Origin of the sequence: Tissierella creatinophila DSM 6911 (genome assembly GCF_001940565.1) — a bacterium.
In the GTDB taxonomy this organism is placed as follows: domain Bacteria; phylum Bacillota; class Clostridia; order Tissierellales; family Tissierellaceae; genus Tissierella_A; species Tissierella_A creatinophila.
In genome coordinates this window covers 1-24,486 of sequence record NZ_LTDM01000032.1, presented here as the reverse complement: position 1 = coordinate 24,486, position 24,486 = coordinate 1, and the positions used below count along the sequence as shown (strand labels likewise).

The 24,486-nt window shown below is 32.0% G+C and carries 20 protein-coding genes; 10 read left to right on the top strand and 10 right to left on the bottom strand.

The window, feature by feature from the left end; genetic code table 11:
- Positions 1 to 47 precede the first annotated feature (47 nt).
- The 10 genes from sleB to TICRE_RS08165 all read left to right on the top strand — a co-directional run bounded on the left by sleB (position 48) and on the right by TICRE_RS08165 (position 14,959).
- On the top strand, positions 48 to 761 hold the full coding sequence (gene sleB / locus TICRE_RS08210; RefSeq protein ID WP_075726991.1) for a spore cortex-lytic enzyme: 714 nt from the start codon (positions 48 to 50) through the stop codon (positions 759 to 761).
- Between the two features lie 12 nt (positions 762 to 773).
- Positions 774 to 2,144, top strand: a complete 1,371-nt coding sequence (gene ypeB, locus TICRE_RS08205) for a germination protein YpeB (protein ID WP_075726988.1) — start codon at positions 774 to 776, stop codon at positions 2,142 to 2,144.
- Between the two features lie 194 nt (positions 2,145 to 2,338).
- Positions 2,339 to 4,291: a sensor domain-containing protein gene (locus TICRE_RS08200; RefSeq protein WP_075726986.1), complete on the top strand. Its 1,953-nt coding sequence runs from the start codon at positions 2,339 to 2,341 to the stop codon at positions 4,289 to 4,291.
- Positions 4,292 to 4,385: 94 nt separating this feature from the next.
- Complete coding sequence (gene murJ, locus TICRE_RS08195; protein ID WP_075726984.1) at positions 4,386 to 5,918, top strand: murein biosynthesis integral membrane protein MurJ; 1,533 nt, start codon at positions 4,386 to 4,388, stop codon at positions 5,916 to 5,918.
- A gap of 220 nt (positions 5,919 to 6,138) precedes the next feature.
- Positions 6,139 to 6,699 (top strand): competence protein ComK, encoded by a 561-nt coding sequence (locus tag TICRE_RS08190; protein WP_075726982.1) that lies wholly within the window; start codon positions 6,139 to 6,141, stop codon positions 6,697 to 6,699.
- An 85-nt stretch (positions 6,700 to 6,784) separates the two neighbouring features.
- On the top strand, positions 6,785 to 8,302 hold the full coding sequence (murJ, locus tag TICRE_RS08185) for a murein biosynthesis integral membrane protein MurJ (RefSeq protein WP_075726980.1): 1,518 nt from the start codon (positions 6,785 to 6,787) through the stop codon (positions 8,300 to 8,302).
- Positions 8,303 to 8,365: 63 nt separating this feature from the next.
- Positions 8,366 to 8,785: an Hsp70 family protein gene (locus TICRE_RS08180; protein ID WP_075726978.1), complete on the top strand. Its 420-nt coding sequence runs from the start codon at positions 8,366 to 8,368 to the stop codon at positions 8,783 to 8,785.
- 206 nt (positions 8,786 to 8,991) lie between these two features.
- Entirely contained in the window at positions 8,992 to 9,555 is a 564-nt protein-coding gene (locus tag TICRE_RS08175; RefSeq protein ID WP_075726976.1) for a sigma-70 family RNA polymerase sigma factor, read from the top strand.
- 332 nt (positions 9,556 to 9,887) lie between these two features.
- Positions 9,888 to 11,087: a GumC family protein gene (locus TICRE_RS08170; RefSeq protein ID WP_075726974.1), complete on the top strand. Its 1,200-nt coding sequence runs from the start codon at positions 9,888 to 9,890 to the stop codon at positions 11,085 to 11,087.
- A 518-nt stretch (positions 11,088 to 11,605) separates the two neighbouring features.
- The gene (locus TICRE_RS08165) at positions 11,606 to 14,959 is read left to right on the top strand and encodes a cell wall-binding repeat-containing protein (RefSeq protein WP_075726972.1); all 3,354 of its coding nucleotides are present in this window, start codon (positions 11,606 to 11,608) and stop codon (positions 14,957 to 14,959) included.
- Between the two features lie 335 nt (positions 14,960 to 15,294).
- Here TICRE_RS08165 and TICRE_RS08160 read toward each other — a convergent pair whose 3' ends face one another.
- From TICRE_RS08160 to TICRE_RS08120, 10 genes are all read right to left on the bottom strand, one after another.
- Positions 15,295 to 17,079 (bottom strand): hypothetical protein, encoded by a 1,785-nt coding sequence (locus tag TICRE_RS08160; protein WP_075726970.1) that lies wholly within the window; start codon positions 17,077 to 17,079, stop codon positions 15,295 to 15,297.
- A gap of 976 nt (positions 17,080 to 18,055) precedes the next feature.
- On the bottom strand, positions 18,056 to 18,646 hold the full coding sequence (locus TICRE_RS08155; RefSeq protein ID WP_075726969.1) for a hypothetical protein: 591 nt from the start codon (positions 18,644 to 18,646) through the stop codon (positions 18,056 to 18,058).
- A gap of 55 nt (positions 18,647 to 18,701) precedes the next feature.
- A complete protein-coding gene (locus TICRE_RS08150; protein WP_075726968.1) occupies positions 18,702 to 19,682 on the bottom strand; it encodes an Abi family protein in 981 nt (326 codons plus the stop codon).
- Positions 19,683 to 19,897: 215 nt separating this feature from the next.
- Positions 19,898 to 20,641: a hypothetical protein gene (locus TICRE_RS08145; RefSeq protein ID WP_075726966.1), complete on the bottom strand. Its 744-nt coding sequence runs from the start codon at positions 20,639 to 20,641 to the stop codon at positions 19,898 to 19,900.
- A 12-nt stretch (positions 20,642 to 20,653) separates the two neighbouring features.
- Entirely contained in the window at positions 20,654 to 21,511 is an 858-nt protein-coding gene (locus TICRE_RS08140) for a tyrosine-type recombinase/integrase (RefSeq protein ID WP_075726964.1), read from the bottom strand.
- Positions 21,512 to 21,666: 155 nt separating this feature from the next.
- Positions 21,667 to 22,356 (bottom strand): N-acetylmuramoyl-L-alanine amidase, encoded by a 690-nt coding sequence (locus TICRE_RS08135; RefSeq protein ID WP_075726962.1) that lies wholly within the window; start codon positions 22,354 to 22,356, stop codon positions 21,667 to 21,669.
- Positions 22,349 to 22,759: a phage holin family protein gene (locus tag TICRE_RS08130; protein WP_075726960.1), complete on the bottom strand. Its 411-nt coding sequence runs from the start codon at positions 22,757 to 22,759 to the stop codon at positions 22,349 to 22,351. Before TICRE_RS08130 ends, TICRE_RS08135 begins: the two co-directional genes overlap by 8 nt.
- Before the next feature lie 36 nt (positions 22,760 to 22,795).
- Entirely contained in the window at positions 22,796 to 23,875 is a 1,080-nt protein-coding gene (locus TICRE_RS08125; RefSeq protein ID WP_075726957.1) for a siphovirus ReqiPepy6 Gp37-like family protein, read from the bottom strand.
- Between the two features lie 40 nt (positions 23,876 to 23,915).
- Positions 23,916 to 24,056, bottom strand: a complete 141-nt coding sequence (locus TICRE_RS13485) for a hypothetical protein (protein WP_198927535.1) — start codon at positions 24,054 to 24,056, stop codon at positions 23,916 to 23,918.
- A 1-nt stretch (position 24,057) separates the two neighbouring features.
- On the bottom strand, positions 24,058 to 24,333 hold the full coding sequence (locus TICRE_RS08120) for a hypothetical protein (protein ID WP_075726955.1): 276 nt from the start codon (positions 24,331 to 24,333) through the stop codon (positions 24,058 to 24,060).
- Positions 24,334 to 24,486 lie beyond the last annotated feature (153 nt).

Here is a 24,486-nt window from a genome sequence, read left to right as displayed (position 1 = left end):
AGGTATTTTGCAAAAAATAAGAAAAACATTTGAGGAGGAAAAGAGGCATGAAAAAAAAAGTTTTTAAGATTTTAGTTCTTACGCTAGTTGTTTTAAATATGTTTTATTTTTCATATCCACAGAAAACAGTAGAAACTGCCAATAGATTTAATATATTTGCACCAAGAAGTCTTTATTGGGGTTCAAGTGGTCAAGATGTAAAGACAGTTCAAGACAAACTTCTACGTTGGAAATATTATGATGGAAGTGTAGACGGAATATATGGGGCTAGAACCTATAGGGCTGTAAGAAGGTTTCAACAAAAAAACGGACTAAATGCAGATGGAGTAGTAGGTCCATCTACAGCTCAAGCTATGGGAATTAACACAACTAGCTCTTCATCAGCCGGATCAACCCAAGGAGTAAATAGAAACGCAGATGAGTATCTATTAGCAAGAACCATACACGGTGAAGCTAGAGGAGAACCATATATAGGAAAAGTAGCAGTAGCAGCTGTAGTACTAAATCGAGTTAAGAGCCCAAGCTTTCCAAACACTCCAGCAGGAGTGGTATATCAGCCACTAGCATTTACTGCAGTAGCCGATGGACAAATCAATCTAACGCCAAATAAAGATGCAATAAATGCAGCAAGAGATGCTCTAAATGGATGGGATCCTACTAATGGATGCTTATACTATTGGAATCCTGCAACAGCAACTTCTAAATGGATTTGGTCTAGAAAAGTAACTCTAAAAATAGGTAAACACTGGTTTGGAATATAGGAGGAGATACAGATGAATAGAAAAAACCTAATCGCACCAGGTATACTTATACTTTTACTTGTAGCAAGTATAGCTTGGGGTTATGAACAATTAAATGTAAAACAAAACTATGAAGTAGCACTAGATAACCACTATCAGATGTTATTTCATGATGTGAAAACCCATGTAGAAAATGTTCAAGTAGGACTATCTAAAGCATTAGTTGCAACGACAAAAGATAAAAACATAATGCTTTTTTCACAGATTATGAACGATGCAAACTCTGCTCAAGATAAGCTTGGACAGATGCCCGTAAGTCATAATGATATAGCAAGTACTGAAAAGTTTTTAACACAAGCTGCAGACTATAGCTATTATCTAATTCAAAGACATTTAAACGGAGAAGATATAACTCCTGAGCAGAGAAAGCAACTTACAGATCTACAAAAAGACGCCTCAGCTTTTAATGGGGAACTCTCAATTCTCCACGAAAACATGGCAAATCCTGACTATGTATATGGTGTAGCATATATTAATGAAATGAAAAAAGGGGAAAAAGCTAATTTAGAAGAAAACGCCTTTCATACTAGTTTAATAGACTTTGAATCAAATGTATCAAAAGGTCCTGAGCTTCTATATGATGGACCATTTGCAGACCAAATGTTAAAAGGCAAGCCAAAAGGACTTAGTGGAGAAAATGTAAGTGTAGATAAGGCAGCAAATATAGCTTTAGACTTTTTTGGTAAAGGAAAGGTTGAAGATATAGAAAGCTTTGAACAAGGTGAAGGAACTGATGAACTAAGAATCCCCACCAACACATTTCATGCCTATATGGACAATGGGAAAAAAGATTTAGCTTCATATATAGCTGTATCTAAAAAAGGTGGAAAAGTAATTTGGATGACAAACCCAAGACCTCTTGGCAAGAAAAAGCTATCAAATGATGAAGCTCAAAAAGCAGCTCTAAAGTTTCTAGAAGAAAAAGGATTTAAAAACATGGAGCCAAACTATTCTTTAAATTACGATGGATACACACTATTTAATATGGCTTCAAAAGAAGGAAATGTAACAATCTATCCAGACTTAGTAAAGATAAAAGTAGCGCTAGATACAGGTGAGATAATAGGAATGGACGCATCGCTATACTATCTAGCACACCATAAAAGAGAAATCCCAGCACCTAAAATAAGCATAGATGATGCAAGAAAAGTACTAAAAAACAAATTTAAACTAAGCTCAGAACGATTAACAATCATCCCAAAAGGAAAAGAAGAAATCTTAGCATATGAATTTAAAGGCAAATATGGCGATGGAGAGTTTATAATTTATATAAACGCTCAAGATGGTAAAGAAGAACAGATACTTCAGATAATCAAAAGTGAAAATGGAACACTAACATTTTAAAAAAGGCTCGAAAGAGCTTTTTTTATTTTTTCCTTAAAATTCCCCATATTCCTACCGATAATAGAATAGAATGAAATAGGACATCTATTTTTTATCCACGGGATATACAATTGCATTTCTCATGGATATGGGCAGATTTGCATCATAAAACAATCTGATGCAAGTTTTCTATACAAAAAAGGAGGAGAGATATATTGACATCATCAGAAGCGAAAGCAAGAAATTTAAGATCAGCACTTAACTTTACTATTATCTACACTATCATGTCTTTTACTTGGCTTATATCAGGACAGGTTGTAAAAGACAATATAGAAGCTGCAGGTAATATAGAGAGGTTAAGTTGGACACATATGCATATCATAAACGTATTACTAAGTAGTATATTTGTCTTTATTATGATTTATATAGTGTTAAAACGCTTTAATACAGATCAAACAATCATAAAAAACTATCTAAACGAATTAAAGATAAAAAGTACTACTATAGAAAAGGCAGGAAGGAGTATAAGACTCCAACGTGAACTCATTGATAATGTACTAGAGAGTGCAGATATACTCCTAGTAGGGATAGATCAAGATTTCAATATAACTAAAATAAGTAACAATATTGAAGTAGTCTCTTCTTTTAAAATTGAAGAAGTAAAAGGAAAAAATATAAATCGGTTTATAAATTCACAATATATTGAAGAAATAAAAGAAAATATAAAAGAAAAGGAAAAGTATAAATTAGAATTACAATTAGATACTAAATATGGAGAAAAGATATATATGCATGCTACTATTAAAAAAAATAAAAGTAGTGATAATAGCATAATAGACTATAGCTTAGTGCTTTGCGATATATCAGAAAGAAAATTACTCCAACAAAAGGTTACCTATTTGGACTCGTATGACCCTATAACATCACTTCCAAATAGAAATCTCTTAGAAAAAGCATTTAACTCGCTCTTACCTACCCTAGAGAAAAGTGGAAATCCAGTAGCACTCCTTTATATAGATATAGACGACTTTGCATATATAAATGAAACACTAGGACATCATGCAGGAGACCATCTGCTTATGGATATGGCAAACAAGTTAAAACTTGCTACAAAAGGTACAGATATCTTAGCAAGAATAACTCAAGATAAATTTGTAGTAATCTTTACAGATGAAAAATCGCTAGATAGTATAGAAGAAAGAGTAAATAAGATATTAAAAGATACTAAAATGAGTTGGCAATATGAAGAAGAAAAATATATGATATCAAGCACCATAGGTGTATCTCTATATCCTGATGATAGTCTTGAATTTATAAGTCTTTTAAAAAATGCAAATATAGCCCTAGAGTGTGCAAAAGAAAGTTCTAGAACTAGTTACCAATACTATTGCAAAGAGAATAACTGCGAAGCAATAAATGAACATACAATGCTCTCTAATATAAAGCTTGCTTTAGAAAATAAAGACTTTCAAATGTACTATCAACCAATCATAAACCTAAAAACAGGAAAGATAGAAAATATTGAAAGCCTTATAAGATGGTTCCATCCAGAAAAAGGATATATCCCTCCAGATCAATTTATACCCATAGCAGAAAAATCAGGCATAATAGATCAAATAGGAGAATATGCACTAGAAGAAGTATTTAGCCAAAAGAAAAAGTGGAATGACTCAGGTTTCTACCTTGAAAAAGTATCTATAAATATATCAGCTGTAAATTTTAGTAGAGCAGAGTTTTCAAGCTATATAAAAGAGAAATTACAAAGACATGGATTAAAAGGAGAAGAAATAGTTTTAGAACTTACAGAAACTAGCTTTTCAACACATAAAAGTAAGATGAAAGAGAATATAGAAGAAATAAGAAGTTTTGGAGTCGAAATAGCTATGGATGACTTTGGAACAGGATACTCTTCACTTGCAAGGCTTAAAGAACTACAAATAGACTATTTAAAACTAGATAGACTATTTATAGTAGCCCTTATTGAAGAAGATGGGCAAGAAGTTATAAAGTCACTTATATCACTTGCAAATGCCCTAGGTAAAAAGGTAGTAGCAGAAGGTATAGAAACAGAAGAACAATTCTCCATACTAAAAAAACTTGGGTGTGCATTTGGGCAAGGCTATTTTTTAGCCCGTCCTATGCCAGCTATGGATCTAATATCATCATAAAAATAAAACCATCTAAAACAGACTAGAAATAATAATCTCTAGTCTATTTTTATGATATAATATCTAATATTATAATGAAAAAAGAGGTAAAAAAATGGAAAAGAAAAATAATCTTGCAAAATCTGCAACTATGATAGCCCTTTTCACACTGATAAGTAAAGGAATGGGCTTTCTAAGAGAAATAATGATAGCATATAAATATGGATCAGGCATGAAAACAGATACATACTTTGCAGCAATGACAGCCACAGTACTAATCATGGGTACAATTGGAGCTGCACTTAATACAACCCTTATCCCTATATTTTCAGAGATACGTGCTAAAGGAGGCAAAAATGCTCAAAAGATATACTTAAACAATATGCTCAATATAGTGTTTTTAATAACCGTTGCAATAGCTATCTTTGGATATATATTTTCTCCACTTATAATAAAAGTTCTTGCCAAAGGATTTGAAGGAGAACAGTTTGACTTGGCAGTAAAGTTAAATAGAATAGGTATGCCTATAGTAATCTTACTGGGGTTTACATATGTACTTTCAGGCTATCTACAAAGCAATGAAATATTTGGACCACACGCAATCATGGGTATACCATACAATCTAGTGTTTTTAATGGGGCTTTTATTTTTTGTAAGTTCAAAAAATATACAAACACTTATGGTAATAAGTGTTCTAGCAACACTAACACAAGTCTTAATTCAAGTGCCAGCTGTACTAAATACAAAATACAGATATAAACCTAGGGTAAATCTAAAAGATCCTTATCTTAAAAAAGCCCTAATCCTAGTAATGCCGGTATTACTAGGATCGGCCGTAAGTCAAATAAACGTTATAATAGATAAAACACTAGCATCAGAACTAGTAGAAGGAAGTATGTCAGCCCTAGTATATGCCTCACGGATAAATGAAATGATCATCTCAGTATTTGTAGCGGCAATAGCAACTGTAGTATTTCCAATGCTAAGCAAAGCATTTTCAAACCAAGATATAAAAGAGATAAGAGCTATCTTTAAAAAAGGAGTAAATATAATCCTGCTTATAACAGTACCTGCAACAGTTGGGATAATGCTACTTGGAGAAGATCTTGTAAGGATATTCTTTGAAAGAAAAGCTTTTGATGCTAGAGCAACTATGATGACAAGTGGAGCTCTCTTTTACTATTCTATAGGGCTAATTGCAAGTGCACTTAGACTTATGCTAAACAAGATGTTCTATAGCTTTCAAGATACAAGGACTCCTATGATAAACGGAGCAATAGCAGTTATAATAAACGTAATACTAAACTTGTTTTTCATCAGATTTATGGGGCATACTGGTTTAGCCTTAGCAACTAGCCTTTCAGCTATAGTAACTACAATTCTCCTTTTTATAGATCTTAGAAGTAGAATAGGAAAACTTGGACTTACAAAGATAGCTTTGACATTTATAAAAGTATCTATCTCAAGTGCGATAATGGGAGTGGTAGTATATCTCCTTTATTTTAAAGTTGGTGCACTTCTTCCAGATAAGACAATAGTAGAGCTATTAAGTTTAATAGTTTCAGTAGCTATAGGTATGATAACTTACTTTCTTCTATGTATAATTTTAAAGGTAGAAGAACTGGGGTTAGTACTAAAAATAAAATAGTTGGAAGATAATGGAAAGTTTTACTTGTAAATTTTCTAAAATATGATATCATATAGATGGATAAACAAATTAATTTGTTAGAAATAAGAACCCTTTTTTAAAAACTCAAGTGCTTTTAAGCCTTGAGTTTTTTTGTATATTAAAATCATCTTTGGGATTGACTACAAACTTAAGTTCTGTTATCATATAACAAAAGAACGTTTGTTTAGGGGGTTTGATTATGAGGGATTTAGTACAAAAGAGGATAATAGCTATGATACCGCACTATACAGGGGAAGGTGCAAACTTTACACAGGTACTACTAATGGATGGAGAAGAGGTCTTACTTAGAAAAACAGTCAACTCTACTTTGAAATGTCTTTGTAAATTTTATCATTACGACTTGACTGCTTCTAATAAGACTTGTGGAGAAATGCTAGGAGTTAAAAAGACTCCGCCCATACCTATAAACTCAGATATGGTTTTTATAGCAATTAAAACAAGAACACCAGTAGGAAAAGATGATGGAGCATACTCCTATATAAACATAGAAATGATAAAAGAGATCCGAGAAAATATAATACATTTTAAAAATGGAAATCATCTAAAAGTAAGTTGCACCAAAAAGATAATAGAAAAAAACATAAAGCAGGCAAAGCTTTTAAAAGAAATGATGCAGACAAGGAACACAGTTATAAGGGAGAGAGAATCAGTGTATAGAAAAGAGATAGAAAGTCTTAGAGAGGACTTAGAAAGGGCATATAAGAAATTACAGGAGATAGAAAAGACTATTTGTAAGTAATTGTATTTGAGAATAGAAAATTGTGGTATACTAAGAGTATTGTTTTTTTATATATAAAGAAGAAGGAAAGAAGGAGTAATAGTAAATGAAAAAGACAGCAATACTTTTAATGTTTTTAACGATAATCTCTAAAATAATGGGATTTTTAAGAGAGATAAGCCTTTCATACTTTTATGGCGCTACAAATGTATCTGATGCATATATAATATCCATCACAATCCCAACAGTAATATTTGCACTAATAGGAGCAGGTATATCCACAGGCTTTATACCAATGTTTTCAAGTATAGAAGGAGAATATGGAGAAAAAGAAGCTAAAAAGTATACTAATAACCTTATAAATATAATCATACTACTTTGTACATTTATAGTAGTGTTTGTTCTCTTTTTTACAGAGCCAGTAGTTAAGATTTTTGCATCAGGTTTCCAAGGCGAAACACTAGCACTTGCAATAAGATTTACCAAGATAAGTATAGTAGGTATATATTTTACAGGAATTATAGCAGTTTTCTCAGGCTTTTTACAGTTAAAAGAAAACTTTGCAGTTCCAGCACTTATAGGAATACCAATGAACATAATAGTAATGTTTTCACTATTTTTAAGTTCTAAAACAGATATAATAGTTCTTTCAATAGGTACAGTACTAGCAACACTATCCCAGTTTATCTTTTTAATACCTTCCATTAGAAAGAAAGGATATAGATATAAGTTTATACTAGACTTTAAAAACAAACATATAATAAATATGGCCCGTATTACAATACCAGTAATAATAGGAGTCTCAGTAAATCAGATAAATGTACTTATAGATAGAAGTTTGGCATCAGGTATATCAGTAGGGGGAATATCAGCTCTAACATATGCAAATAGACTAAATGGATTTGTACAAGGGCTATTTGTAGTTAGTATCTCAACTGTAATGTACCCTATGATATCAAAGATGGCAGCTAAGAAGGATATGGATGGTTTAGAATCCTCAATCATAGAAGCTATAAACTCTATAAGCATATTGGTAATTCCTGCTACAGTAGGAGCCATGGTATTTAGCAGACCAATAGTAAAACTACTCTTTGGTAGAGGTGCTTTTGACCCTGTGGCACTAGAGATGACATCTAATGCACTCTTTTTCTATGCAATAGGTATGATAGGTTTTGGACTTCGTGAAGTATTATCTAGAGGATTTTACGCACTAAAGGATAGTAAAACCCCCATGATAAACGGAGTTATAGCAGTAAGTACAAATATAGTTTTAAATATAATTCTTTCAAAATTTCTAGGTATAGGAGGATTAGCCCTAGCTACAAGTATTTCAGCTATACTTGGTTCAACACTTTTAATCATAAGTCTTAGAAAAAAACTAAACCGTTTTAGTTTTAGAAAGATATTTAAATCCTGGTTAAAAATCCTATTAGCTTCACTTATCATGGGAGCGGCAGCATACTTCTCCTATAATTTCTTATTGAGTATATTTAGAGAGAGTTTAGCGCTCCTTGCTTCTATAGGAGTGGCAGGAGTAGTATATTTAGCTATATTGCCTTTTTTAAAGCTTGAGGAAGTGGAGAATATGATTGCTATTGTTAAAGGAAAACTTGGTAAGAGATAAGTTTAAAATTCTTCCTTTTTGGTTAGACTCACAAGTAACAATACCAAAAAGGAGAATTTACTTATGCAAAAAAATATAGCTAAAATGAGTATAGGTTTAAGTGTGTCTGTTAGGGATCGAGATGGTAAGCTTGTTAAGCAGGTGTTTGATCCTATTATATATAGAGGTGACTTCTTGCCTTGTACTCGAAATAGGACATATAGAACCACAAAGCAATCTCAAACTGCTGTGAATTTAAGAGTTTATGCAGGTGAGCAGACTTTTGTTGAAGACAATCTGGAACTTGGGAACTTTGTCATCGAGAAGATACCTAAAAATGATGTGGGAAAGGAAAAAGTTGATGTAACTTTTCACTTAGATAAAGATCTAATGCTCTATATTTCTTTAAAGGTAAAGAGTACAGGTAGGGAAGAGACAAGAGTTATAGATACAAAGATTATGCAAGAAGATATAAGAGTCTTTAATAAACTTTATAATAGATAAATATCTAGGAATAACATCCATTCTAAAGAGAGTTAAACTAAAACCATATAAGAATAAGCTCCATTCCATTTAAAAGAGCCCGAATAACGACTATTTTCTAATCAGAATAGCCTCCATTCGGGCTTTTTCTTTTTTCTAGCGGTAATATAAACTACTCTTACCTAGGAAAAACAAAAGAAGGCCTTCTTGATCAGGAGAGACTTAGAATGTATGAAGAATGGAATGGTTTAGTATTAAGTGCAAAAGAAGGAGATTTACGATCAAAAGAAGAGATATTAGAAAGACTTTTACCACTAATAATAAGTAGCATAAAAAAGTATTATAATAGAAGAGACTTTTACGAAGAACTAATTCAAGAGGGATATCTTTGTATATTGGAATCGATAGAAAACTTCAAAGTGGGTAAAAATGTATATTTTTTAGGATACGCCAAACTTCAACTGAGATATCTCTATCTAAATAAAAACAGAGAAAAGACTCATATCTCTCTAAATACTAAGATAGGAGAAAAGCAAGAAGATGAAATCTTAGATACACTAGGGAGCACTGAACTAGAACCTCTATCAGATATACTAGATAGAGAAATCAAACAAGCATTAAATAGCTATCTAATCTATTTGACAGATAGACAAAAGGAAGTTGTAGTCTTGTTTTATGTAAATAGACTGAGTATAACAAAGATAGCAGAAAGACTAGGAGTAAGTTATAGAACAGTAGTAAATACTAAGACTAGGGCTATTGAGATACTTAAGGGATATTTAAAAGAATAACTTAGGTTAGAATGATAAATTATAAAAACGATCGTAAAGCTTATAAATTTAAGAAGTATAGTCACACGTAAAAAAATAAGCATCCAACGCCGCTACCGCTTTGATGGACTGCTTAAACAATTTTTTTACTTAGTGAATACTTCTTTAAATTTAAAGCAACATACGAGTCTTATTTTATAATTTATCATTTTACTTTACTTAAACTTTTAAATTTTGACGTTGTTAAAAATATATTGTTTTAAAATCTATATTATAAAATTCCCCTTGTATAATCTACCCCTTTATTATAAAATAAAGCTTGAACTTCAATTCTAAGGAGGAAATAATTTAAAATGGACGATAAATTTGAACAGATATCTATAAGTGAACTTATAAATATACTTATAAAAAGGAAAAGATTAATAGCAGGTGTAACTCTAGGGTTTTTGATCCTTGGGATACTCTCTTCATTTGTATTTACTAAACAAAAATATGCATCAGAACTCTCCCTTGAAATAAACAATATAGAGTCAACTACATCTCCTCCCGTAGGAGAATCTGGATCTGTATACAATATATTAGAGAGTATAGCACATACGAACGATATGGAGTTTGAAGATTATTTGGAGGAAATAACATCAGATGAAGTGCTTGAAAAGACAATAAAAGATTTAAACCTAGAAGATACATATACTACTGAAAGTTTAGAAAGTGCTCTTTCTGTAAGTGCTGATCCGGAATTAAAAACTATAAACCTAAGACTTATATCAAAGAGTCCTAAAGGAGGATCAGAAATAATAAATAAGATACAAGAAAATTTTGCAGAACACATAACAAATATATCGCAAGAAAACGCTCTACAAACACTAGAGGTAATAGAAAAGCAAATGGAAGTAGAAAAAGAAAAATATGCTGAAAGTTTAAAAGAATATGAAGAAGCTATGAAAGATAAGAGTAGTGCGCATGAATTAGAACTAGAAATAGAAGGGGTATACGAAAAACTAACTGAGTACAAACTAAGCTTAAACGATCTAGAGATAAAGAAAGAAGGAATATTAGCCGCTTTAGAAAAAAGCACTAGCTCTGGTGGAAACAGTGGTATGATCCTAAGACCTAGTGAGAGTAACAACTATGTATACTTGGATTCTAGTAAAAAGGCATTAGAGGTAGATCTAGCTGAAACAGAATCGAGAATGAAAAGCACTAAAGATAAGATAAAGACTTTACAAGAAGATATAAAGAAGATTGAAATAGACTATCAAGAAGTAGACTTTGCAGAAAGTTCTATAAGACAAAAAGTAGAGCTTGCAAAACAAAGCTATGAAGTGTTTTCTCAAAAATACCAAGAGTTAAAAATGTCAAGCTCTATAGATGTTGGAGGCATAAGTATAAACACTTTATCTGAGCCATTGCCTGAAGGTAAAGCAGTAGGTACAAGAAAGGTGGTTAAACTTGGAGTGTTTTTAGTACTAGGTATGATGTCAGGAGTAATGGCAAGTTTTATAGTAGAATATGTTGATATAATGAAGAATAAAAAACTAAATAAAAAATAAACTTAAAAGTATCGGCTTTAAAGCCGATACTTTTTTTATACGAAAGTAAATATATTTAGTAATATCTTAGTATTATTAGAAACGATTTACATTAAGTATATTTAATAACTTTTATGGAAAATATAGGTTGAGTTAAAGTTTGTTTTATGCTAAACTATTATAGGTAAGTAGACCTTGATTTTATTACATAGGAAATCTAAATCAATCCATTTTCCGATATATGGAAGAAGATGGATGGAAATGTTTCTATGTTTTTTCAACTTAAACATTGCAATACTTGTCCAAATAGTGTAATATATTAGATAAGTATTGGAAGATAGTTGAAAAAATGTAATATTTAGGATTTAACTGTTTTCCAGGTATTATATAAAAGTTATATAATATGTTCTAAGGTAATCCTTACTAAGTATAACTTGGTATTTTAAAAGGAGGGATTTTCAATCAAATCTAATTTAAGTACCATTAGTAACAACAGTAACAAAAGTAACAAACACCAAAAAACCAAAGGGGGAATTATTTTGAAAAAGTATAGCAAATTTTTCGCTGTCCTTTTAGCAATAGCTATGGTATTGCCAGGGATAGCACAAGCAGCTCCAGTAGCTGAAGAAGTAAAAGTAGAAAGACTTGCAGGATCAGATAGAGTAGAAACTTCTATCAAAGTAAGCCAAAAAGCTTATGACAAAGCTGATACAGTAGTATTAGCAGGATATAATGGAGAGGCAGATGCTTTAACAGGTACGCTTTTAGCAAACGCTAAAAAAGCTCCATTACTTTTAACATATAAAGATAAATTAGATACTAAGTTAGTAGCAGAATTAAACAGACTTGGTGCTAAAAATGTTTACATTCTTGGTGGAGATACTGTAGTATTCCCAGCAGTTGAAACTGCTCTTAAAGATGCAGGATTTAAACCAACAAGACTTAAAGGAAATACAAGAGTTGAAACTGCAATAGCAATAGCTAATGAAGTATTAGGCTCAACAACTCCAGCAGAAGCTTTTGTAGTAGAATACAATGCATTAGCAGACGCATTAGCTGTTGGATCAGTATCAGCAATGAAAAATGCTCCAATCCTTATAACTTACAAAAATGATGTACCAGCTAAAACTGTAGAAGCTGTAAAAGCTATGCAACTTAAAAAAGCAACTATAGTTGGTGGAGTAGTAAGTGATAAAGGTAAAGCAGAATTAGAAAAATCCATAGCAACTGTAAACGTAGTAGCTGGATCAAACAGAGAAGAAACTGCGTTAAAAGTAGCAAAAGAATTCGTAACTAGCCCTAAAGCTGTAGTTATGGCAAATGGTTATAAATATGCAGATGCTTTAGTTGGTGGATACTTTGCAGCAATGCACAACGCTCCAATGCTTTTATCTCAAGCAACTAAAGTTAATACAGAAGTATTAGACTATGTAAAAGCAGCTCATGTTAACACTTTTGTACTAGGTGGAGAAACAGTAGTAAATAAAGTTGTATTTGATAAAGTAGTAGATGCTGTAAAAGGCGAAGTAAAAGATGAATTAAAACTTGAATCAGTAAGTGCTATTGGCGCTAAAAAACTTGAAGTTAAATTTAATAAAGCGTTAGATACTTCAAAAGCAGTATTCGGAGTAAAAAGAGGAACAATTCCAGTAAACACAGATAAAATAGAATTTGCTGAAGATAAGATGTCAGCGACTATAACAACAACAACTAACCTTACAAAAGGTGATTATACAGTATCAGTAACAGGATTAACAAATGAAGCGCTTACAGGTACAGTAACAGTAGAAAATGAAAAAGTATCAAAAATTAACGTAGGACCTAAAGCGCCTAGATTAACAAATAATAATAAAAAAGCATTAGTATCATATGAAGTATTAAACCAATATGGTGAAAAAATGATAGGCCAAACTATTAATTGGACAATATCAACAGGAGAAGCGGCTAGTGCTGGAACTGCTGATAAATCATTTGAAATTACAGCAGCAAATAGTGCTGATTTTGTTCCAGGAGCTAAAGTTTATATAACTGGCGTACATGCAGCTAGTGGAACTGTTGTTAATACAGAAGTAGAAATCGTATTAGCGGCTCAAGCTAGTGTTGTTGAGTTTAAGGGTGTATACAATACTACTAAGGGTGAAATTACAAACTTGCCAGCAGGATTTGATAATAACAAATATGTATTATTATTAAAAGTAAAAGATCAATATGGTAATAAAATTGATTCACCAACTCTATCAGATCTATTATTTACATCTAATAACCCAGGATTTGTAGATCCTACATCATTCTCAGCAGGTTCAGATGTTACGATAAATAATGTAACTTATAAATCAGTAAATTTAGTTGCAGGTACAATGGCAGCTAAAGGTGGAAAAGTTACAATACAAGCAATATCAAAATTAACAGGTGTAGCATCTTCATATCTAATAGATGCAGAAGCAAAAGCCATGGTAAAAAGTTTTTCAATCTCAGCACCGGCAAAAATGATAGCTGAGAAAGAAAAAGTTGAAATACCATTTACAGCTTTAGACCAATATGGTAATGTTGTAACAAAATATGATGATTTAAATGGAAATGTAACACTATCACCAGCGTTTGCAGCAGGAACTGGACTTAAATTCACAAAGCAAAATGATGGAAGTGCAAAACTAGAATATACAGCTCCAGCAACAGGTGCTACAGAAACTACTGATTTACCTGTATATTTAACATCATTAGTAACAGAAGGTGGAAATTTCTCAAGCTTAATGTTAAGTGTTAGGGAAGAAGCTAGACCAACAACAATTTTAGGACTAGATACTAAAAAAACACAATCAATAGCAGCAGGAAATAGTATGGAAATTCTAGGTACAGACTTAGTTATTCAAGATCAATATGGACGTGAAATGACTAAAAAGGCCAAAGAAGATTGGTTAGGAGCAACTACTAATGTAAATAGAATAGTAGTAACGTCAGAAAAACCAGATTCAGGAGATGTTTCCCCATTTGAAGTTGAATCAACTTATTCAGGACAAAACTCTGATGGAAAAGTTAGACAAATTGATACTAATACAGATAAATTTACAATAAAAGCAAAAACACCAACAACAGGATTAAATAAAACAGAAAAACTAGTGTTTGCATTATCAACTGATAGTGGATCTACTACCATAAATGCAAGTGCTAAATCACTTACATTTACAAGTGTAGGACAGTCGCTGTATTCAAGCTATGAAGTAGAAGATTTAGGTACTATGTATAATAATAAAACAACAGATTCAGCAACAGACCCAAAATTTAATAAGACTCTTAAAGTATATGGAGTATTAGCAAATGGAACAAAGGTATTATTACCTTCAGGAGATTATAATGTTACCACAAATGCAGGTGATAACTTAAAGGTAACAAATAATGTTATATCTGACCCATCAAGTGGTGGATATGTAGCAGCAGATTTCTTAGATGACAATAATAAAGCTAAAAATATTAAAGTTAATGTATTAGTTACAGTAAAAGATGGTAGTGGAGCTGCAGCTGCAATTCTTGAAAAAGAATTAGTAGTATCAAGCAAAGCACCAGAAGTTACAACTATTACATTAGATACTGAAGAAGTAACTGATGGAAAAGCAGTTGTTAATCCAGCATCTGGTGGTGCTATCGATGCAACTTTATTAAAATCAGTGCTAGATGAAGTAAAAGATCAGTATGGAGTAGCTATTGTTGAAAATCCAACAATAACAATAACTAAACTAGTTAAAGTAGAGGGATCTTCATTGACAGTAAATTCTAATGGTACAACAAGTACTAGTATAGCAACAGCTAAAATGGGTGATAAATTCACTGCAACATTTAAATATGGTAGTGGAAAGGCTGTAGCAGTAGACTTTACAGTAGGAATAGCAACACCTTAATAAAAATAAACGAAACGTTACTATGGAAGCTAGTTAACTAGTGAAATTAATTGAATCAGTCCTCAGGGAAATAACCTTAATGATTATTTCTTTGAGGACTTTTTTTAGTTTTTACAATCCAAAACGAGTCTCACTTTCAAGGTTATCCGCTATGGTACTTGGTACCTTCGTAGACTACGATAACAGACATATTGCTAGTTACATAGTGGAAATATGGATTGAACTAAATAAACAAACTAGATCTCCCAGCAAGTATTTCTACCTGTGAGAGATCTAGTTCAATTTTTTAGCATTCCTTAGTTAGGATAGCTTTTGAGATTTGAATATTTTTTTTATTAAAGAGCTGCAATAACTTTTACATAAGAAACTACTTGACTAGCAGATCCTTTAGATATAGTTACATCAAATGTTATTTTTCCTGCTACACCTGGAGTTGCGTCTACTTTAACAAAATTTGAAACTATTCCAGTTAAGTTAGCATCACTTGTGATTAATGCCGTTCCATCTACTGCACTTTGTACATTTGTTTGGATAGTTGTGTTGTTTACTGCTAAATTATTTACCGCTGTATTAACTTGAGAAATTGCCGTTGCAACATTAGCAACTGAATCTACAATCCCTTTAACCTTAAATGATTTGCTTAATCCATCAACAGTTGCAGTAACTGTTACTATTTCATCTTTTTCAAGACCAGCAATTGCTAAGTTATAAGCATTTTGATTAGTTAATGTTACAGTATGTGCTACTGCAGGAGTACCAACCAATTTAAATTCTTTTAATGTTCCCGCTTCACCTGTATCTACTTTACTAATTACTCCATAACTGTCTATAGCTATAAAGTCTACAACTGTATTAGCAGCTTTAGCTGGTGTAAAGAAATTATTTTCCGTAGCATCAACAGTTGTTAATTCTGTTAATTTATCATATGCTTCTTTATTAGCTGGAGCTGTAGTACCTTCAGCTACCATTTTAAACTCAGTAACTTTTGGAGCTACTTTAGATATAGTTACTTCTTGAGTAAGTTGTTTACCAGTTGCATTAATTGTAACAACTAAAGTTCCTTTTTGCTCAGTAGCTTTTTCATCGTATGTTGTATTAGCTAGTGCATTAACAACATTTATTTTGTTAGTTGCTTTTGTATAAGTTAAATTTGATGAATTAGTTACAGTATATTTACTAGTATCTAATTGTACTTTTTTACCATCATCTAATACACCATATACCTTTAATTCTTTATCGTAACCAGTAACTGTTGTATTAGCGTTATCATCATTATTATAATCTAATAATCTACCTACTTCTTCTACTTCATATGAAGCATATTCAGTACCATCAGTTACACGGAATTCAATTTCTTGAGAGCTTCCAGCTATAAGAGTCCAGTTTCCTCCAGCTTTTTTCTCTTCAATAGCAAATTCTACTTTTTCAGCGCCATTAGTGCCTCTGTTTAGAGTTATATTTCCTTCATTATAAATATATTTAGTTGTTCCACCATTTGCAATAACAGTATTTGTTGCATTATCTGTTACAGCTATACGGTATCCATTACTGCCTGCATTAGCAGCTAATGTTAATGCTGTACCAGTAGTTGATGTCATTGCACGACCATATTGATCTTCTACTACTAAATCACCTTTAGCTAGATTTTTATCTGCTAATAATACTGCTGAAACATCTTTAGCTAATCCACGAACTACTGTTGGTTTAGCAGCCTCTTTTACTTGGATATTAACAATTTCAGATTTAGCTGTTGAAGATAAACCTACTAAAGATACATAACCAGCTTCTGAAGGTGTTCCTGCTGAGAATCCTATTATACCTTTAGAATCTTTACTAATAAGAGTAGTCCCACCATTTACTTTAATGCCTCTAGTTGAATCATTTAATACGTCAAGATTAGTAATGGCATTACCTTCTTTGTCAAGAACTGTTACAGGTACAAATAGAGCCTCGTTAGCAACAGCTAGCCCCGGTACTTCAAAAGTAATCTTATCTGCACGTTGTGCTTCTGCAACTACTATAGAAGAACTTGCACTTTTACCTGTTGTAGGAGAAATTAACATTACTGTAGTAGTACCAGCTTTAGGTGTACCAGTTAAACGTAATGCAGTTTTTTCCACACCATTTACTTTTACAGTTTCAAAAGAAGATGCTAATCCAACTATTAATGGATTTGTATTGTTTTTTAGTAAAGAATCTAATGCTGTAGCTTTAACTTCTTTACCGTATTGATCTTTTCCTTCTACTAATAAATAAAACGCTTCTCTACTTAAATTAGTAGTTTCACTTAATGTTTTACCATCTTTGTTATAAACACCATTTATATTTATTTCAGCTACTTGTGATGCTGCAGATACTGTTAATGTTTTAGAAGCTGATTTACCACTAGAAACATGTACTAGAGTTAATACAACTGAATCTCCCTCTTTAACAGTTGAAGAATTTGTAGGGATTGTAGCTAAACCTTTAACTGCAGTTACTCCAGGTTGAACTGTCGCTCCAGCAGCAGATGGGTTTACTGTATAGTTAGCAGTAACATCTTCACCATATTGGTTTTCAACTTTATATCCAACAGTTACTTCAGTTTTACCAGTATTTAATACAGCTTTATCAGATAATATTTCAATTTTTTCTACACGTTCATTTTCAATAGTTACTGAACCAGTTAATGCTTCTTGAGTAAGACCAGTTACAGTTACATTATATTCACCAGCTGTTAATTTACCAGCTAATTCAAGTGTAACTTCTGTTTGTTCTGCATTCCAAGACTTTGAACTAACATTTGAAGTTATAGAACCTTTTTTAACTGTAAATACTGCTTTTGAAGTATCTACTGCTTTATTAAACTTAACTTTTAACGCCTTTGCATTAATAGCACAAAACGACCTGTTTTTATGTATGTGATAAAGCCCTTAACCTCACTGAACTCAAAGGGTTGAAGGCTTCTTTTATACCTATTTTAGTCCTCATTCATATAATGAGTATCATAATACCTACCTATAGTTTTAATAAGCTTATTATTCATAAAGGTTTTATTATGTATTTTGATCCTATTATAAACTCCATAACAAAATACTACTTAACGTTATTTTACTACTAAAAATAATCATCTATATATCTAACCAATGCCATTTGTGTAGGTAAAAGTATTTCTAGTTTTAATTCATTCATATAGATAAACTCTTTTCCATTTATCAGACCTAAATTATGAGTACTATCATGCCTTAGTTGTAATAGTTTATCTGATAGAAATTTAAAACCATTATATCTTTTTAGATTTATTTTTAATTCTCTTTTATAATAAGTATTAACATAATAAAGATTTTGAAAGCTTATATATTCATATCCATACTTATTCTTCAAATAACTTTCTAACTCTTTTCTCGACCTAATGGTTGTATTATTTAATTTTTCTATGAGAAATCTATGTAAAAAGAGTTCTAGTGCTGTAAAACTTATGTTATATATAGAACAATAATATACATGATCCATACTGTAATTAAAATCATCGTTAGTCTTATCATCCATGCTTGATTTTACAATTATCTCTTTTTTTCCAATTGGATATACAGCTTTATAATTTAGCGTTATCATATCAATAATTCCAAGATAAACCTTCGCTGATTCACTTTTCACATTATTAAGAAGTTCATGATTATATAAAAAGCCTTTGTAGAATTCCTCCAATTTATAGCTCCCTTTCCATTTCCATTTCCATTTACATATACATATACATATAAAATTATATATCTTTTATATCGTGCCAATTAGCTGGGAAACCCATTTCTACAAGTACGTCTTCAGTACTTATTGTAGATAGTTGATTGGATAGATTATCAATATGTAATTTAACTAAATCTATAAACTCATCAAATGAATCTTCCTTCAATATCAGCTTGAATATTATTACGATTGCAAACAAATCATTCTTTCCATAAGTTGGATTTCCACCTTTATCTTTAGTAATGTTCATCTTGCTATGTAATGGATTGGTTTTAATCATATTAGGCTTAGTATTATTTTTTATAGCTTTAAGATTATAAAAACGTTCATCATGAGCACATGCATTTCTGTAAATTGTAAGTATAAATAATATCTTAGTCATCTCATCAGGCTTAAGTTTAAGCTTTTTCCCAATATCATTTTGGTCTTTTTGAATCAAATAACTGTAAAACATACTTATAGTTCCTAATGTAAGTGAGTTGACTAAAATCCATAATGGTACATAACCATAAGTCAGCATATAGTGAGAAATAGCTGGGTTATTCTTAGAAAGTTGTCTTGATATATCTCTCTGAATGTTTGCAGTAAGTTCTGCAATATTCCCTATTTTCTGAGCTGCTGTCTTTCTTTCCCAATGCTTTACTTTAATATCAAAGTTAGAAATTTTCAAGTAGTTATCGTGCCCATACTTTTTAGAAAAATCATGAGAGATTATAGACTTTATATTATTTTCAATTTCCAATATGTATTTCATACATATATTTCTTAACTCACGATCGAATAGATAAAGACTATATAACTCATTAAAGTTAGTGCCTTCTTTATACTTCTCATCATCTCCTGTATGAGTCTTATCAATAAACAGTTCTTTATATCCATTTATTACATTGTAGTAATTTTCTCTCTCTAAAACACTTTTAACCCCAGGATCTGATATATCAAGTCCCCTGGAGTCTAATTTTTTAATCTGATCTTCTATTGTCGAAAATAACTTATCCATATTATCACCTATTATCGTATAAATATAAAAAACCCCGGGCCCGTAGGTCACCGGAGTATGATCACTAATATTATATGCAAACAATACTCTTACTATGCATTAATTATACTACGAATTTATCAATTTGTCAAAACTCAAAGTAAATTAAGTTCTATTTGTAATTATTATATATTAATAGTATTCTAGAGTCAACTATCTTTACATCTATTTTTTAATTACTCATTTTTGAGAAGTGTTTCAATCTCTTTTTTAAAGCCATATTTTTGCAGGTACTCTATTAGTGCTCCTTCCATGACATCTCTTTGAGTTACATTATTTTCCTTGCTAAACTCTGCTGCCAGTTTTGCTACCATGTCACTCATATAAATTGCTTTAGTTCTAACTAGTCCTGGAACTATATATCTTGGAAGTTTTCCATCTTCTTTGGTTCCAGATAGGAGTTGGTAGATGTCATCCCGCTTTTCATAAAGAAATCTTATAAATGGAATATACTCGTCTATATCTGTTGGTGAGTTTATAAGTTTAGGTATAGTATTTTCTATCTCTTTATCTATAGTTTCTTCTTCCTCAATTTTACCAACCGTCTTTATATAGTTTGCTTTATAAGCATTCCACTCATACCCTTTGGTTGTCATGTATTCTGCCATCTCTTTATGGTCTTTAAATCCTTCTTGTTTTGATATTACTCTGGGATCTGGGTTTTCCTCATCAAAAGCATTTATAATGCTGACTACCTTTGTAGGTGCATAACTCTTTGGGTCCCTATCTAGTTTATTCGCCTTGTTCTGTTGTGGTACATATTGATTAGCTTCAACATCATATCTAAAGTTCCTTCTTCTCATATACATATCCAAACTCTTATAATTCTTATACCCAAGTTCATCTGAAACTTCATCTCTTGTTTGGAATTTAAGCATTTCTATTATCTTTCTTACCTTTGCGTTATATTCTGCTTCCATCTTTATCTCCTCCTATAGTAGGTTTACTGCATCACTTAGTTTTGTCATATCTTGGTGCAGGTATCTTGTAGTTACTGCAAGGTTTGCATGTCCTAAAAGTTTTTGAATACTTACAACTGATGCTCCTTTTTCTAAAAGATTAGTTCCAAAAGAATGTCTTAGTACATGGGCTGATACATCCTTTTCAAGTCCTATCTCATCTGCTGCATCTCCAATTACCTTATTTATATAACTGATTGAAACTGTTCCTGTTTTCTTTAAAGCAAAGAAGTTTTCTGTTTCTGCATTTCTAATATTTAGTAAATAGCTTTTTAGAATCATATGCAGCTTATTATTTATTGGAATGTCTCTGTCTTTTCCACCTTTTCCATCTATGATGTGTAGTACTCTTTTTTCTAAGTCTACATCTTCAAGCTTTAGGTCAATCATCTCTGAAACTCTTCCACCTGTGTAGAACATGGTTTCAACTACTGTTTTAATAACTGGCTGCCTTATTACTTCTATCAAATCTTCAAATTCTTCTTCTGTTAAAAAGTCTCTTTCCTTTTGCTTTACTTTTACTGGTTCTAATAGAGCTGCTATGTTTTTATCCGCAATGTCCTTCTTGGTGCAGTAGTTGTAAAAGCTTCTTAAAATATAAACTGATCTACTTCTACTGGCTGATGCTATTCCTCTTTTCTTCTGGTCTAGCAGATAATCCTCTATATCTGAAAGCGTGATGTCATTTACATACATTGGACAGTTATGCTTTACACTTAAAAAGTTATCGAAATATCTGAGTTCTTTTTCATACCCTATGATGGTTTTTTTAGACCTATCAATTAATTTCATGTATCTTGCAAACTCCTTAATGCCTTGATTTAACAACATTTCATCTCCTCCTCTAGTCTAGGTAGTAGCATATTACAATGGTTCATAGCTATTAGCAAGCTATACTTCACTTATAATTAGCTAATGATTTAACTAGTAATATTAAGATTTTGGGGTTAAAAAAATAAGACCTCAAGGGAAATCTCCCTCAAAGTCTATCTATTATAAATCATAATAGTTGATTCAAACCCTGCTCGTTTTAACTTTTCCATTTGAGCTTCTGCATTGCTTCTTTCTTTATAGGAACCTGCCATAACTCTATAAAATGTTTCTTTACTATTACTTGATGCAGTTGGTTTGCTACTAGAGGCTGCATATTTAATTCCAACCTCATCAAGTATTGCTTTTGTAATAGCTTTAACTATTTCATTAAACTTACTATCAAATATCCCATTGTCTTTGGTGTTATCTATAAAACCTACTTCAATTAAAACTGCAGGAGATCTTGTTTCTCTTAGCACATGGAAGTTTGCCCTCTTTACTCCTCTATCTACAAAACCTACTCCTACCAAGTTCTTCTGTATTCTAGTAGCTAGGCTTTTAGCTTTTGGAGTCTGTTTTGTAAATGTAAAAGTTTCTACTCCATTTGCCTTTTCTGGTTTAAATGCGTTTCTGTGAAAAGATATAAAGTAGTCATAGTTACCTTTTCTTTCAAAACTACTTCTTTCACTTAAACTCATGCTTTTATCTGTAGCCCTTGTTTCATCAACATTTATACCATGTTGCCTTACTTCTTTTGCTACAGCAATTCCTAGCTTTAAAACATCATCTTTCTCTTTTCTCCCTTTATACAAAGCCCCAGGATCGCTTTTCCCGTGGCCATAATCGAAACACAAGCTAATCATTGGCATCATCCTCCTTATTTAAGTCCTTAAATATGTTTCTTAAACTATTTGGTATTGGAAGTCCTATCTTGCTACTGTTCTCTAAAATACTTAATCCTTCGTTGGAAAGATAGAAGAATATTACTGCCGTTCTTACTGCACTACCATTTTTAAGAATGTAAAAATCTATGGTATGACCTACTCCTACAAATATGAATATAAGCATCTTCTTAAATATTCCTCTAAACCCAATACCGCTCGATAGTTTCTTTTCTATGACTCCTACCATAACTCCACTTACATAATCTATAACTGCAAAAGCAACTAGAGCATAGAGCAGCTCATCAAATCCACCTATAAACCAGCCGACATACACTCCGATTACTGTAACAACGAACTGTAATGTGTCTATTACCTCTTTCATCTAATCCCTCCCTGAGAGCATAAAAATAGACACCTATTAGATGTCTTCAATTTTCCTCTTTATCTTTTCTCCAAGTGTTAGCGGTTCTTCACCAAATATTACACTAAGCCTAAAACCACCAGCTTCATATATTTCAGTTACTTCTGTAATTCTAGTGCCAACTTCTACATTCCAGTCCTTATTTTGAACTGTTACAATATCTCCTAAGTCCCAATCCTCCTGGTACTTAAATGGTCCTGTGGGAAGAACTTCTGCACTAAAAGAGATTATTCTCTCATGCTCTTTTAGTTTTGCTGCACCTCTAGCTGGTAGGTCATTACTATCTTCTAAATCTCTAGCATCTACAAATATTACTGACTTTTCAAAGCCCGAAGCTTCAGTTCCCATCATTATTATTTCCCTATCTATTCCTTCACCTTGACCTGCTACAATAGCATAATTTCCAAAGCCTATTAAACTATCCGTGTATTCCTGGGACTTTACATTATCAAACTTAGATGAAAAGATAACTGGTGGGTGTATATTTTGACTAACTGAAAAGTTCCTTCCATTATATACATCAAATATATAGCTCTTAGATTCAAAGTCTGGATAGATTATAAAACCCATATCTGTTAGCCTACTAATTTTTTCAAGTTCTTCAGCTAGGTTTTTATATCTACTACTCCACTTTATATTTTCTCCCCTATTTTTGTTTTCAGATACTGTGAAATTAGGAAACTCCATGCCTTCTATATCTAAACAATTCCTTTTAATATAATGCTTCATAATTGTTTCAGTGTTTCCTTCTATTGTATCTTGAGCTTGATTTATTGGTGGAATTGTAATTCTTTGACTTAAGAAGTGTGAAAGTGAATAACCTTTAATTGTTAGGATCTCTTCTCCAGCTTCATTCACCTTTATTTCCTTATGCCTTATAATTCCTACCTTGAACTTATCATTTCCAAGCATGACGAGATTTCCTACATTTAGCCTATCTGCATTTTGAACCTTTATATTTGTTACAAGCTGAAATTCTCCATAGGAATAATGTTTTCTGGTAAAAGAAAAGGAAAGGTAGTTGTCTACCTCTCCCAGTAAGTCTAATTCTTTTGATAGTATCCTAATTGCTTTCATCTGTATCTTCCTCCAAATAAAAAAACACCCTCTTTAGGTGCTACTGAATATCCGCTAATACAGATTCTACTACCTCTTTTAAATTACCTAGTGCTGGTACCTGGTCTTTTGTATAAACTCCAGATAGGATAAGCGGAACCCATACATTTTTAACTAGTCCTGAGTTTTTATTAAATACCATTTTATTCACCTCCCATCATCATTAATGTGACTTCTGCTAGAGCTTGTTGAAGTCCTTCAATTTCTGAAGTGATCTCTTTATACTCAATATACTGTGGTGAATCGATATACTCCCACCATACCTTATTAGTTTTCTTATCTGCTTTTATTAGAGGTGTTTTACCTACAGGTGTTTCTTGAACAGGTAAGGACTCAACTGCTACAGCCCTTGCCTTATCTTCCTTTGTTAAAACACTTTCATCATAAACTATGCTTCCACCTTCAAATACATAAATCATTGTCTATTCCCCCTTATCTATTTTCATATAGCTCGTTGCAGAACTCTGTAGCGAGCTATTTTACTGCATTTCAATCTATTGAAATGGCTGGGATTCCCCCGATTTTGGGTATATATACAGTATCAAGTTGTTTATAACTCAAAACGGAAATTG